Annotated in this window: 8 protein-coding genes and 1 pseudogene; 5 read left to right on the top strand and 4 right to left on the bottom strand. The window is 73.9% G+C overall.

Annotated elements, in window-relative coordinates:
- Positions 1-24: 24 nt before the first annotated feature.
- The 3 genes and pseudogenes from Sdagh_RS18780 to Sdagh_RS18770 form a co-directional block, all read right to left on the bottom strand.
- Positions 25-2,497, bottom strand: a pseudogene (locus Sdagh_RS18780) (fused response regulator/phosphatase).
- Positions 2,498-2,653: 156 nt separating this feature from the next.
- On the bottom strand, positions 2,654-5,047 hold the full coding sequence (locus Sdagh_RS18775; protein WP_190077185.1) for an MFS transporter: 2,394 nt from the start codon (positions 5,045-5,047) through the stop codon (positions 2,654-2,656).
- Positions 5,048-5,209: 162 nt separating this feature from the next.
- Positions 5,210-5,653, bottom strand: coding sequence for an SRPBCC family protein (locus tag Sdagh_RS18770; RefSeq protein ID WP_189418137.1), 444 nt, complete (start codon positions 5,651-5,653; stop codon positions 5,210-5,212).
- A 171-nt stretch (positions 5,654-5,824) separates the two neighbouring features.
- On the opposite strand from Sdagh_RS18770, the gene Sdagh_RS18765 reads away from it, so the two are divergent.
- Together Sdagh_RS18765 and Sdagh_RS18760 are read left to right on the top strand one after the other, a co-directional pair.
- Positions 5,825-6,856, top strand: coding sequence for an Rv2578c family radical SAM protein (locus Sdagh_RS18765; RefSeq protein ID WP_189418547.1), 1,032 nt, complete (start codon positions 5,825-5,827; stop codon positions 6,854-6,856).
- 148 nt (positions 6,857-7,004) lie between these two features.
- Positions 7,005-8,573, top strand: a complete 1,569-nt coding sequence (locus tag Sdagh_RS18760) for an alpha/beta hydrolase (protein ID WP_190077186.1) — start codon at positions 7,005-7,007, stop codon at positions 8,571-8,573.
- 204 nt (positions 8,574-8,777) lie between these two features.
- Here the strand turns inward: Sdagh_RS18760 and Sdagh_RS18750 are convergent, their stop codons facing one another.
- Complete coding sequence (locus Sdagh_RS18750) at positions 8,778-9,353, bottom strand: adenylosuccinate lyase (protein ID WP_189418132.1); 576 nt, start codon at positions 9,351-9,353, stop codon at positions 8,778-8,780.
- 354 nt (positions 9,354-9,707) lie between these two features.
- On the opposite strand from Sdagh_RS18750, the gene Sdagh_RS18745 reads away from it, so the two are divergent.
- The 3 genes from Sdagh_RS18745 (at position 9,708) to ccrA (ending at position 14,104) form a co-directional block, all read left to right on the top strand.
- A complete protein-coding gene (locus Sdagh_RS18745; RefSeq protein WP_190010558.1) occupies positions 9,708-11,513 on the top strand; it encodes a 3-hydroxyacyl-CoA dehydrogenase family protein in 1,806 nt (601 codons plus the stop codon).
- A 139-nt stretch (positions 11,514-11,652) separates the two neighbouring features.
- Positions 11,653-12,453 carry a TetR family transcriptional regulator gene (locus tag Sdagh_RS18740; protein ID WP_189418545.1) on the top strand — a complete coding sequence of 267 codons (801 nt, stop codon included), beginning with the start codon at positions 11,653-11,655 and terminating at the stop codon, positions 12,451-12,453.
- A 313-nt stretch (positions 12,454-12,766) separates the two neighbouring features.
- On the top strand, positions 12,767-14,104 hold the full coding sequence (gene ccrA, locus Sdagh_RS18735; RefSeq protein ID WP_189418543.1) for a crotonyl-CoA carboxylase/reductase: 1,338 nt from the start codon (positions 12,767-12,769) through the stop codon (positions 14,102-14,104).
- Positions 14,105-14,108 lie beyond the last annotated feature (4 nt).

Genomic DNA, 14,108 nt, shown 5'->3' with positions numbered 1-14,108 from the left:
TCGCGAGTGACGGGCCAGTACGGTCTACCGCGCGCCGGCCCGCCCCACAAGCGGCCCACCGGTACCTTCACGCCCCCTCCGAGGGCCTTCACCGCCGGGCGGGACGGGCGGGGCCAGTTCGGCCCGGACGGTCTTGCCGGTCGCCGTGCGGCTGGTGCCCCACTCGCGGGCGAGGGTGCCCACCACCAGCAGTCCGCGCCCGGACGCGGCTTCGGGCCCGGCGTCCGGCAGGGTGGGCGGTCCGTGGTCGTCGTCCGCCTCGCACAGCAGGGTGTCACCGCGCACCAGCCGCGGCACGACGGGGCGGCGGGCATGCCGTACGGCGGTGGTGACCAGCTCGCTGACCAGCAGCTCCGCCGGGTCCACGAGCCGGCCCGGGTCCCAGGCGCGGAGCCGTTCGCGGACCACGGCGCGGGCCCGGCGGACCCGGGCCGGTCCGCCGCCGAGCCGCCACTCGGCGGCGGCGTCGGGACCCAGCCCTTCGCGCCGGGCCATCAGCAGCGCCGCGTCGTCCTCGCGCCCGCCGCGCGTGGCGAGCGTACGGGCGATGGTGTCGCAGGCGTCGTCCGTGGAGGCCGCCGGGTGCGCGGCGGACGCGCGGCGCGTGGCCAGTCCGACGCCGATGTCCTCGGCGCGCACCCGCACCGGTCCGTCGGTGCACATCACCAGCCGGTCACCGGCGGACGCCGGCACCCGCACCGCCTCGAACGCCACCCCGCCGACACCGATCGGTGCACCGGTGGGCAGGTCCATCAGCTCGCCGCGCCCGTCCGCGGCGCGGCCCAGGACGGGTGGACGTGCCCGGCGCCGGCGAGGCGCAGCTCACCGGCGACCGGGGCGTAGACGGCGTACAGGCAGGTGGCGAGGTAGGTGTCGCCGAGCCGCTGGGCGAGGTCGTCGAGGCCCCTCAGCAGGTGCGCGGGCGGCAGGTCGAGAGCGGCCATGGTCTGGACGGCGGTGCGCAGCCGGCCCGTCGTCGCCGCCGAGTTCAGGCGGTGGCCCACGACGTCGCCGACGACGAACGCGGTGCGGGCCCCGGGCAGTCTCACCGCGTCGAACCGGTCGCCGCCGACCCGGCCGGGCAGCGTGCCGCGGAGGCAGCGGGTGGCGATGCCGCAGCCCGTCAGCCGGGCCGATATGTGCGCCAGCATGCTGTCCTGGAGCGTCTCGGCGGCGTCTCCCGACGGGTGTGCCTGCGCGCGTTGTCGAGGACGAGCCCGGCGCGGGCGGCCAGTTCGGCGCCGGTGGCCCGGTCCATGTCGTCGAAGACGGCCCGTTCCGGACGGCGCAGCAGGATCATGAAGCCGAGCACGGCCCGGCGGGCCTTGAGCGGCACCACCAGCATGGACCGGCCGGTGATCAGCGGCCGGATGTCCCGCTTCTCGCACTGCGCGGCGACGGCGTGCCCCGCCTCCTCGGTGATCCGGGGCACCAGGACGGGTTCGCCGGTGGTCATGCACTGGAAGAAGGGGGTGTGCGCCGGGAAGGGCATGGCCTCGCCTACGGGTACGACGTCGTCCCAGCGGCCGGGTTCGCCGGTGTGCTCCAGGGCCACCCGGTGCCACAGCGTGGTGGTGTCGGGCACGCCGTCCGGGAACCCCTCCCCGGCCACCACCTGTTCCCGCAGGTAGGTGCCGGCGACGTCGGTGAAGCGGGGGACGAGGGCCCGGCCGACCTCGGCGACGGTCTCCGTCAGGTCGAGGGAGGTGCCGGTCCGGTCGCTGACCTCGTTGAGGAACTCCAGCCGCTCCCGGACGGCGGCGTACTCCAGGTCCGGCGCCTCGTCGGGCGGTGGTCCGTCGCGGCGCGGCCCGCCCGGGGGCGGCTCCCCGTGTGCCGCGCGCCGCCGCACGGCCCGCCGGCACACCCCCCGGTCGGGGAAGACCGGCACCCGGTGGTCCTGACTGAACTCCAGCACGGGACAGCCCAGTTCGAGGATCCGGGCGACCATGCGGGCGCTCTCGCCGACGCTCATGCCGGGCAGGATCTCGGGGAGCCGCCGGGCCAGCTCCTCGGCGCCGGGGAAGTCGGCGCGCGGCGCGAATCCGGGGGCGATCCGCTCCGGTACGGCCGCCTTGCCGGGGTCGGCCGGGGGCAGCGCGCCCGCGTCGGCCGCCAGCACCAGCAGCCGTTCCCTGCCGGGCCCCAACAGGGGGTACGCCCACCACAGGACGTCCACGCGGTCACCGCCGGTGACGGTGAGCCGGGCGCGGCCGGAGGCCGGGCGGGAGAGCCGCCCGCCGGGGGAGGATTCCAGGTCCGGGCCGAGGCCGTCATGGGCGGCGTACGGGCCGGACGGGGAGAGGTCGTCCGCGTCGGGCAGGGCGCCGGAGACGGGCAGCAGGTCGAGGGCGGGGCGGCCGAGGGCCTCCTCCTCGGGGAGGGCGAACAGGCGGCGCGCGCCCCGGCTCCAGTGGGAGACCAGCCCGTCGCGGTCCACCACGGCCACGGCCAGCGGGATGCGGCCGGGCGCGGGCTGCTCGGTGCCACGGTCCATGGCGTCAGGCCCTCTCTCCCCCGCGGCTCGGCAAGATCTGTGCCGCCCTCACCACCGTAGGGGCGAAGCCGGACGGGATGTGCGGGGAACGGGAAATCGGCGGCATTCGAACACCACCGGCGCACGCCGCGCGCGCCGGTGGTACGTCCCCGTCGGTCAGTCCTCGTGACCGAGCTGGAGGTCGCGTTCGGTCCGGCCGCCGCCGGCCACCTGGAGCACGGTGGCGACCGGCGGGTAGCCGGCGGCGATGACGGTGTACTCGCCGGAGGAGAGGTCGACGAAGCGGAAGGTGCCGTCGGCTCCGGTGGTGAGCGTGTCGACGACGTTCCCGGCGGCGTCCAGCAGGGTGACCCGGGCGTCCTCCACGGGCCGTCCGCCGCCGGCCCGGACGGTGCCCTTGAGCACGGCGCCACCCGCGAGTTCGATGTCCTGCCGGGTCTCGCGGGACGCCTGGACGGTGACGGGGAGGGCGGCCGGACGGAACGCGGGGGCGCTGCCGGCCAGGGTGTACTCGCCGGCGACGAGTTCGGTGATGACGTAGCCGCCCTCGCGTCCGCTGCGGGTGCTGGCGACGACCTCGCCGTGGACGTTGGTGAGGGTCACGGTGGCGTCCCGGACGGGGGTGCCGTCGGCGGTGGTGACCAGGCCGGCGAGGCGTCCGGCGCCGCCGAGCACGACGTCGAGCTCGACGGGGCGCTCGCCGACGGTGACGGAGACGGCCTGCGGCTGGTGGCCGCCGGCGGCGGCGATCAGGACGTAGGCGCCGGTCCCGGGGGTGGCCAGGGCGTACCGTCCGTCGCCGCCGCTGGCGCCGCGTCCGATCTGCTGTCCGCCGGCGTCGATGAGGGTGAGCGCCGCGCGGGGCACGACGGTGCCGTCGGGGTGCTGCACCGTGCCGCAGACCGGGACGCCGCCGGGGTACGGCGTGCGGGCGGGCGGGACGGGGGCCGGGGCCCGGCCGGTCTCCGTCTCGGTCACGGGCGCGTTGTGGGACACGAGGGGTTTCTCCTTGAGGAAGAAGGCGAGCAACAGGCCGAGCACGAGCACCGGCACGAGATACAGGAAGATGCGCGGCATGGCGTCGGCGTACGCCTGGATATAGGCGTCGCGCAGCGCGGGCGGCAGGGAGTGGACGAGCTGCGGGGTGATGGCGTCGGCCGGGGGCAGTCCGGAGCCGGCGGAGGCGGGCAGCCGCTCGGCGAGGGCGTCGGTGAGCCGGTCCGCGAAGAGGGTGCCGAAGATCGCCGCGCCGACGCTCCCGCCGATCTGCCGGAAGTAGTTGTTGGCGCTGGTGGCGGTGCCCAGGTCGGCGGGTCGCACCGAGTTCTGCACGGCGAGGACCAGGACGGGCATCACCATCCCGATGCCGGCGCCGAGGACGAACATCCAGACGCTGTACTGCGCGCGGGGCGTGTCCGCGTCGAGGCGGGAGAGCAGCCACATGCCGACGACGGACAGGGCGCTGCCGAGGATCGGGTGGATTTTGTAGTGGCCGGTGCGGGTGATGAGCTGTCCGGAGACCACCGAGGCTCCGACGATGCCGCCCATCATGGGCAGCATCAGCAGTCCGGACTCGGTGGCGGAGGCGCCGTCGACCATCTGGAGGAAGGTCGGCAGGTAGCTGGCGGCGCCGAACAGGGCGACGCCGACGACGAGTCCGACCAGGCCGGTGACGTTGAAGACGGAGTCGCGGAACAGACGCAGCGGGATGAGGGGTTCGGCGGCGAAGCGCTCGGCGACGAGGAAGAGCAGGGCGGCCGCGACCGCGCCGGCGCCGAGCCCGAGGATGGTCTTCGAGCCCCAGTCGTACTCGACGCCGCCCCAGGTGGTCAGCAGCACCGCGCAGGTGGAGGCGGCGGCGAGCAGCAGCGCGCCGAGGATGTCGAGGCGGGCCCGGACGCGCGGCTTGGGCAGTTTCAGGACGAGGGCGACGACGGCCATGGTGACCAGGCCGAAGGGGACGTTGATGTAGAAGCACCAGCGCCAGGAGAGGTGGTCGGTGAAGTAGCCGCCGAGCAGCGGTCCGGCGACGGACGCGAGGCCGAAGGCGGCGCCGATCAGGCCCATGAACCGGCCGCGTTCGCGGGGCGGCACGATGTCCGCGATGATCGCCTGCACGCCGATCATCAGACCGCCCGCGCCGACGCCCTGGACCGCGCGGTAGGCGATGAGCTGATCCATGGTCCCGGCCCGGCCGGCCAGCGCGGAGCCGACGACGAAGACCAGGATGGCGAACTGGAAGACGCCCTTGCGGCCGAAGAGGTCGCCGAGCTTGCCGTAGATCGGCAGGCCGACGGTGGAGGTGAGCAGGTAGGCGGTGATCGCCCAGGACATCTTGTCCAGGCCGTGCAGCTCACCGACGATCTTCGGGAGCGCGGTGGCGACGATCATCTGCTCCAGCGCGGCGAGCAGCAGCGCGAGCATCAGCCCGATGAAGACCAGCCGGACCCGGCGCGGGCTCAGCGCGGGGGCCGGCTCGGGGTCGGTCGCCGGCGGTTCCGGCGGCGCGACGACGGCCGGCTCGTCCTGCACCAGAGTGATCCCACCCACGTACCGTTCCCCTTTGCCACAGTTTGTCGCCTGAGCACACCATCTCGCTCAGGCGACAACTGCGAAGTACCGCACGGGGTTACGGCGTCCGGCCAGGACGAGCGCGGTTCACTCGAACCGGTGAGGCGGTCCGCCAACGGCCGCCTCACTCAAGGCCCTTGACTACTTCTCGACCTCGGCGGCGAGCCTGGCCAGCTCGGCGTCGTAGATCCGGGCGAGGCCCTTGGGGGCGAAGGTCTTCTCGAAGAAGCCGCCGATGCCCCCGGCGCCGTTCCACACCGTGGTGACCACGACGCGCGCCTTGCCGTCCCCGGCCGGGGTGACCCGCCAGGTGGTGACCATGGAGGAGTTGCGGTCCTTCTCGACCAGCTCGCCGTCGGAGGGTTCGGTCACCTCCAGCAGGCAGTCGCGGACGCGCTTGCTGGTGGCCTGGAGCTTCCAGTGGACGAGGGTGCCCTCGCCGTCACCGCCCTCCCGGACCTCGTACTCGCTGAACTGCTCGGGGAGCAGCTTCGCGCGGGTGCCGCTGTAGTCGGCGAGCGCGTCGAACACCGTCTCCGCGTCGGCGGCGACGATCCGCTCCGTCGTGGCCTCGACCTGCGCCATCGGATACCTCCAGGGCCTGGATCTACGGGGTCGGGGCAAGCCAACCACCCCGCCGCCCGGCCACCAAATCCGGGGGCGCCGGGCGGCCCGGCGGGGCGGCCGGCGGGCAGGCCCGCACGATCAAGGGAACGTATGTTCTATTCTGTGGCGCAGTACTACCGAGGAGGCGCCATGCGCTGGGAGAACCTCTCCGAGCCCGGTCACACACGGGCGTCCGACGCCGCGCTGTTCGACGCGGACGCGGTCACCGTCCGCACCTTCGACACGCCGGAGTTCGCCGGGATCACCTTCCACGAGGTGCGGGCCCGCTCGATCGTGAACCGGGTGCCGGGCGCCTCGCGGATGCCGTTCGAATGGACGGTGAACCCCTACCGGGGCTGCACCCACGCGTGCGTCTACTGTTTCGCGCGCAAGACGCACAGCTATCTGGACCTGGACACGGGCCTCGGCTTCGACAGCCAGATCGTGGTGAAGGTCAACGCGCCCGAGCTGCTGCGCCGCAGGCTGTCCTCGCCCGGCTGGCACGGCGAGCACATCGCGATGGGCACCAACGTCGACTGCTACCAGCGGGCGGAGGGCCGCTACCGGCTGATGCCGGGCATCATCGACGCCCTCACCGAGCACGCGAACCCCTTCTCGATCCTGACCAAGGGCACGCTGATCCTGCGCGACCTGGACGCGCTGGCCCGGGCGGCCCGGGTGACGGACGTCGGCATCTCGGTCTCGGTGGGCTTCACCGACCCCGCGCTGTGGCGCACCGTGGAGCCGGGCACGCCCGCGCCGGAGCGGCGGCTCGACGTCGTCCGGGCGCTCGGCGAGCGCGGCATCGGCTGCGGGGTGCTGATGGCACCGGTGATCCCCTTCCTCGGCGACGACCCGGCCCAGCTGCGGGCGACGGTGCGCGCGATCGCCGCCGCCGGGGCCACCTCCGTCACGCCGCTGGTGCTGCACCTGCGGCCCGGCGCGCGGGAGTGGTTCATGTCCTGGCTGGCCGCGCACCACCCGCACCTGGTACGCCGGTACGAGCGGCTGTACGCCGAGGGGGCCTACGCCCCGAAGTGGTACCAGCGCCGGATCACCCGCCAGGTCCACGACCTGGCGCGGGAGTACGGCATCGGCCCGGCCCGCGCGGGCGCCTCCCGGCGGACACCAGAACCGGCTCCCGCGGTGGAACCCGGGCCGACCCAGCTCACGCTGCTGTAAGAGCGCCACCGGGATCGTTCGAGGGCAAGAAGCGACCCAATCGGGTCACGTACCGACCGGGTACGTTCGTTCGGGAGTGCCGGCCGGGACGATGCGGCGTGGGCCACGGTCTGCGCGGCCCCCCGCCCCTCGCCCCTGGGAGGACTCCATGAGTCATCGCGCAGCCGTGCTGTGCGCCACCGCCGCGCTCCTGGCCGGGTCCCTCACCGCAGCTCCCGCCGCGACGGCCGGGGACGCCGCTCCCGCCGCGCCGCCCGTCTGGGAGAAGTGCGGCACGAGCGACCACCCGACGCTCCAGTGCGCGTCGGTCTCCGTGCCGCTGGACCACGGCCGCCCGGCGGGCGGGACGATCACGCTGGCACTCTCCCGCGTGCCGCACACCGCCCGCTCGTACCAGGGTCCGCTGCTGGTCAACCCGGGCGGGCCGGGGGGCAGCGGCCGGACGCTGGCCGGTTTCGTGGCGTCCTCGCTGCCGAAGGAGGTGGCCGCGCGGTACGACGTCATCGGCTTCGACCCGCGCGGGGTGGGCGCGAGCGAGCCCGCCCTGGACTGCCGGCCCGGCCACTTCGCCCCGGTGCGGCCCGACCCCCTGCCGGACACACCGGCGGCGGAGAAGGCGAACCTGGCGCGCGCGAGGTCCTTCGCCGACGCCTGCGGCGGGAAGTACGCGCGCATGCTGCCGTATCTGGACACGGTCAGCGCCGCGCGGGACCTGGACGTGATCCGCGCGGCCCTGGGTGCCGAGCGGATCAGCTACTTCGGCTACTCCTACGGCACGTACCTCGGCGCGGTCTACGCCCGGCTCCACCCGGAACGGGTGCGGCGCCTGGTGCTGGACTCCGTGGTCGACCCCGACGAGGTCTGGTACGAGGCCAACCTCCGCCAGGACCTGGCCTTCGACGACCGCCACCGCGCGTTCCTCGCCTGGGTCGCCGCGCACGACACCGCCTACCACCTGGGGACCGACCCGGGGCGGGTCGAGGAGCGCTGGTACGCGATGCGCACGGCGCTGGCGAGGGAGCCGGCGGGCGGCACGGTGGGCGCCGCCGAACTGGAGGACACCTTTCTGCCGGGCGCCTACTACAACGGCTACTGGCCCTATCTGGCGGAGGCGTTCGCGGCGTACGCCGAGGACGGCGAGAGCGGCCCGCTGGTGGAGGCCTACGAGGACTTCGGCGCCGTGGACGCCGAGGGCGACAACGGGTACAGCGTCTACACCTCGGTGCAGTGCCGCGACGCGGGCTGGCCCCGGGACTGGGAGAGGTGGCGGAAGGACAACTGGGCGGTGTACGCGAAGGCGCCCTTCATGACCTGGAACAACGCCTGGTACAACGCGCCCTGCGCGTTCTGGCCGACCGGTTCCCGGCGCCCGGTGGACGTGGCCAACGCCGGGCTGCCGCCGGCCCTGCTGTTCCAGGCCACCGGGGACGCCGCCACCCCGTACGAGGGTGCCGTCACCACGCGCCGCCTCCTGCGCGGCGCCCGCCTGGTCGTCGAGGAGGGCGGCGGCAACCACGGCGTCACGCTGAGCGGCAACGCCTGCCTCGACGCCCATCTCGCGGCGTACCTGACCGACGGCACGGTGCCCCGCGGCGACGGCGGCGGGGCCGACGCGGTCTGCCCGGCCCTCCCCGATCCCGAACCGCTGACCTCGAAGGCGGCGTCCTCGTCCGCCCGCGGCTCGGCCCTGCACGGCCTGCTCGGCTTCCGCCGCTGAGCCCGCGGGGGCGGGCCGCCGACGTGCTGGAACCGACGTACTCCGTCACGGACACGGCCCCCGTGCCGGCACTTGGCGCGTCCCGTGCCGCCCACCTGCCCGACGACCGTCGTCCCGCCTCCTCCGCGGTCCAGGTCGCCGCCCTGGCGCGTCCGGAGTTCCTGACGGAGGTCGGGGCTCCGGCGGTCGTGGCCGGCCGACCGCTCACCCCCGCGCGGGCAGGCGTCTCAGGGCGCGGGCCGCCGCCTCGGCCAGCGCCGGGTGGGCGAGGGCGTCGGTGAGGACGTCCCTCGCGCGGGGGTCGGCCAGGGTGCCGAGGCCCTCGACGCAGGCGAGTGCCACGCGGCGGTAGGGGTCGTGCGGGCGCAGGCGCCGCCGGAGGGTGGTGACGAGCGCGGGGACCGACTCCGGGGCGCGCAGCGCGGTGAGCAGCCGGACCGGGTGCAGGGCGTAGGCGACGCGCAGTTCGTTGGTGGCGAGGGCGGCGGCGGCGCGGGCGGTGCGGGGGTCGCCGAGCCGGGCGAGGGCGTACGCGGCGGTGGCGCAGCGCGGCGGGTCACGGTGGTTGAGCAGCAGTACCAGGGTCTCGAAGGCCCGCCGGTCCCCCGCGAGTCCCAGCCGGAACGCGGCCAGTTCGCGGGCCCACAGCGGCTGTCCGGGCCGGGTGAGCACCTCGGCCAGCTCGTCGTGGTCCTCGGCCGCCACGAGACGGCGGAACGCCGGCGAGTCCCCCGCCTCCGCCCGTGAACGCTCCGTGAGGGCGCGCAACTCTTCGTCCATGCACCCGAGGTTAGGACCGTGCCCGGCGCGGTGGGACGTACATCACCAACACGGGGGGCTGGCGCGCTCGTTACCCGCCGGTTAAGCTCATTCGAGCGAGTGACCCACTCGTGTTCCTCTCGCGGCGGTCTGGTGACGCGGCCGGCGCGGGAGCCGTGCGACCCGGCCCCGGGGACAGGGCCGGTCGGTTCCACCGGGCGTGTGCGCCAGTGAGCCCGGCACCCCCCGCGCTTCGCACCGTGCGCGTCCGGGCTCCGGCCCGCGCGCGTCCCGCACCTCACCTTCCGCGCGCGCCCGTGCGCCGCCGCCGGCGGCCGGGCGCGTTCTCCGCCGTCACCCTCCTGGAGTCCCGCGATGGCCGCTCCCCGCTCCGCCTCTTCCCTGTCCCCGCTCCGGACCGTCGCCGTGGTCGGCCTCGGCACCATGGGCACCGGCATCACCGACGTGCTGGCCCGGGCCGGCCGCACGGTCGTCGGCATCGACATCAGCCAGGCGCAGGCCGCCCGTGCCCTCGCCGCGCTGGAGACCTCCACCGCCCGGGCCGTCGCCCGCGGCCGGCTGACCGAGGCCGAGCGTGCCGACGTGCTCGCCCGGGTCCGGGTCTCCACCGACCTCGGCGACGCGGCCGGCGCCGACCTGGTGATCGAGGTGACACCGGAGTCGTACGAGGTCAAGCAGCGGGTCTTCCGTGAGCTGGACGGCGTCGTGCGGCCGGACACGATCCTGGCGACCGGCACCAACGCGCTGTCCGTGACCCGGCTGGCCGCCGACTCCGCCCGTCCCGAGCGGGTGCTGGGCCTGCACTTCTTCAACCCGGCTCCGGCGATGAAGCTGGTCGAGGTCGTCTCCTCGGTGCTGACCGCGCCGGCCGCCGTCGCGGCGGTCACCGATCTCGCCCTGGACCTCGGCAAGGAGCCCGTCGCGGTCGGCGACCGGCCCGGTTTCGTCGCCGACGGGCTGCTGTTCGGCTACCTCAACCAGGCGGCGGCGATGTACGAGGCGCGCTACGCCTCCCGCGAGGACATCGACGCCGCGATGCGGCTGGGCTGCGGCCTGCCCATGGGCCCGCTCGCCCTGCTCGACCTGATCGGCATCGACACCGCGCGCACCGTCCTGGAGGCCATGTACGCCGCCTCCCACGACCGGCTGCACGCCCCCGCGCCGGTCCTGCGGCAGCTCAGCGAGGCGGGCCTGACCGGCCGCAAGGCCGGCCGCGGCTTCTACACCTACGACGGTCCGGGCGGCGCGACCGTCGTCCCGGACCCGCTCACCCCGCGGGAGGACACCACCGCCGTCCCCGGCCGTCCCGTCCGCGCGGTCGGCGTCGCCGGGTCCGGCACCATGGCCTCCGGCATCGCGGAGGTCTTCGCCAAGGCCGGGTACGAGGTCGTGCTCGCCGCCCGCAGCGCGGCGAAGGCCGAGGCCGCGAAGGCCCGGATCGCCAAGTCCCTGGCCCGTTCCGTCGACAAGGGCCGGCTGACCGCCGAGGCCGCCGCCCGCACCCTGGACCTGGTCACCCCGACCGGCGCCTACGACGACTTCGCCGACGTCGACCTGGCGGTGGAGGCGGTCGCGGAGGACCTGGAGGTCAAGCGGCAGCTGTTCGCCGCCCTGGACAAGGTCTGCAAGCCCGGCGCGGTCCTCGCCACCACCACCTCCTCCCTGCCCGTCGTCGCCTGCGCCCGTGCCACCTCGCGCCCCCAGGACGTGATCGGCATGCACTTCTTCAATCCGGCGCCCGCGATGAAGCTGGTCGAGGTGGTGCGGACGGTGCTGACCGCGGACGACGTGCACGCCACCGTCCGGGAGGTGTGCGGGAAGATCCGCAAGCACGCCGTGGACTGCGGCGACCGGGCCGGGTTCATCGTGAACGCGCTGCTGTTCCCGTACCTCAACAACGCGGTGAAGATGGTGCAGGAGCACTACGCGACCCTGGACGACATCGACGCCGCGATGAAGCTGGGCGGCGGCTACCCGATGGGCCCCTTCGAGCTGCTCGACGTGGTCGGGCTGGATGTGTCGCTGGCCATCGAGAGGGTGCTGCACCAGGAGTTCCGCGACCCGGGGCTGGCCCCCGCGCCCCTGCTGGAGCACCTGGTGGCCGCGGGCTGCCTCGGCCGCAAGTCGGGCCGCGGCTTCCGCGAACATGCCCGGCGCTGAGCCCCGCCCCGACGGCTGGTTCCCGCCCCGCGAGGACTGGGGCGGGCTGCTGGACCCGGCGGACGCTCCCCCGCCCCGCGGGGCGGGGGACGCCCCGGTCCCGCGCACCGAGCTGGGCACATGCAGTACGTTCATGTTCATGTCCCAGCCCGCCAAGTCCACACGTACCCCAGCCGCGTCCGACGCGCCGGAGAGCGCCGCCGGTGGCCGAGCCGCCGCCCAGCGGCTGAAAATGCGCCGGGAACTGGCGGCCGCCGCGATGGAACTCTTCGCGACGAAGGGCTACGAGGCCACCACCGTCGACGAGATCGCGGCGGCGGCCGGGGTCGCCCGCCGCACCTTCTTCCGCCACTTCCGCTCCAAGGAAGAGGCGATCTTCCCCGACCACGACGACACCCTGGTCCGCGCGGAGGCGGTGCTCAACGCGGCCCCCGCGCACGAGCACCCGCTGGACACGGTGTGCCGGGGCATCAAGGAGGTCATGAAGATGTACGCGGCCCACCCGGACATCTCGGTGGCCCGCTACAAGCTCACCCGCGAGGTGCCCACCCTGCGCGAGGCGGAGATCGCGTCGGTGGCCCGCTACGAGCGCCTGTTCACCCGCTATCTCCTGGGCCACTTCGACGAGCACGTCCACGCCGACGACGCCAACGACGACCCGCTGCTGGCGGAGGTCGCCGCCTCCGCCGTGGTCACCGCCCACAACCACGTGCTGCGGCGCTGGCTGCGGGCGGCCGGGCAGGGCGACCTGGAGGCCCAGCTCGACCACGCCTTCGCCATCGTCCGCAAGACCTTCGGCACGGGCATCGGCGCCGGCCGCACCGCTCCGCCCGCGGCCACGGCCTCCGCCGAGGGCGAGGTGCTGGTGACGGTCGCCCGCACCGACGCCCCGCTGGACGAGGTCATGCGCGCCATCGAGCAGGCGCTCAAGGAACGCTGACGCCGCCTCCCCCTCTCCTCTGTGACAACGGCCACCTCCGGGTGGCCGTTTTTTCCGTATCCGCCCCCGGAACGATCGATCATCGCTCATCTGATACGGAAACTTTTCATCTGAGATCAATTTCTGGCACCCAGTGCCTTGCGGGGTGACACGCCGTGCCATACGTTGAAGTGGTCCGGGCAGTCCCCGCAGGGCGTCGCCCCGCGTCCCGGACGCCTGCGTCACAGGCATACTTCCGCGCCACAAGCGCTGCCACGCCCCTCCCCCCGACCCTCAGCAGCAGCACCGCACCGCCGGAGGCAACACCGTGACCGTGAAGGACATCCTGGACGCGATCCAGTCGCCCGAGACGACCCCGGCCGACTTCGCCGCCCTCCCGCTCCCCGAGTCGTACCGCGCGATCACCGTGCACAAGGACGAGACGGAGATGTTCGCGGGCCTCGACACCCGCGACAAGGACCCCCGCAAGTCGATCCACCTGGACGAGGTGCCGGTGCCCGAGCTGGGCCCCGGTGAGGCCCTGGTCGCCGTGATGGCCTCCTCGGTCAACTACAACTCGGTGTGGACCTCGATCTTCGAGCCGCTCTCCACCTTCGGGTTCCTGGAGCGCTACGGCCGCACCAACGACCTGGCCAAGCGCCACGACCTGCCGTACCACATCATCGGCTCCGACCTCGCCGGCGTCGTCCTGCGCACCGGACCGGGCGTCAACTCCTGGAAGCCGGGCGACGAGGTGGTCGCCCACTGCCTGTCCGTCGAGCTGGAGTCGTCCGACGGGCACAACGACACGATGCTCGACCCGGAGCAGCGCATCTGGGGGTTCGAGACCAACTTCGGCGGTCTCGCCGAGATAGCCCTGGTGAAGTCCAACCAGCTGATGCCCAAGCCGGACCACCTCAGCTGGGAGGAGGCCGCCGCGCCGGGCCTGGTCAACTCCACGGCGTACCGCCAGCTGGTCTCCCGCAACGGCGCCCAGATGAAGCAGGGCGACAACGTGCTGATCTGGGGCGCGAGCGGCGGACTCGGCTCGTACGCCACCCAGTTCGCGCTGGCCGGCGGGGCCACCCCGATCTGCGTCGTCTCCAGCGAGAAGAAGGCCGAGATCTGCCGCCGGATGGGCGCCGAGCTGATCATCGACCGCTCGGCCGAGGACTACCGCTTCTGGCGGGACGAGCACGCCCAGGACCCGCGCGAGTGGAAGCGGTTCGGCAAGCGCATCCGCGAGCTGACCGGCGGCGAGGACGTCGACATCGTCTTCGAGCACCCCGGCCGCGAGACCTTCGGCGCCTCCGTCTACGTCACCCGCAAGGGCGGCACGATCGTCACCTGCGCTTCCACCTCCGGCTACGAGCACACCTACGACAACCGCTACCTGTGGATGTCCCTGAAGCGCATCATCGGCTCCCACTTCGCCAACTACCGCGAGGCGTGGGAGGCCAACCGCCTCATCGCCAAGGGCAAGATCCACCCCACCCTCTCCAAGGTGTACGCCCTCCAGGACACCGGCCAGGCGGCGTACGACGTCCACCGCAACCTGCACCAGGGCAAGGTCGGTGTGCTGTGCCTGGCCCCCGAGGAGGGCCTCGGCGTGCGCGACCCCGAGACACGCGACCGGCACATCGACGCCATCAACCGCTTCCGGAACGTCTGAGGGT

The organism is Streptomyces daghestanicus (assembly GCF_020521275.1).
GTDB lineage: Bacteria > Actinomycetota > Actinomycetes > Streptomycetales > Streptomycetaceae > Streptomyces > Streptomyces griseoviridis.
Note: the sequence above shows the minus strand (reverse complement) of the source record. Positions and strands in the feature narration are given on the sequence as shown.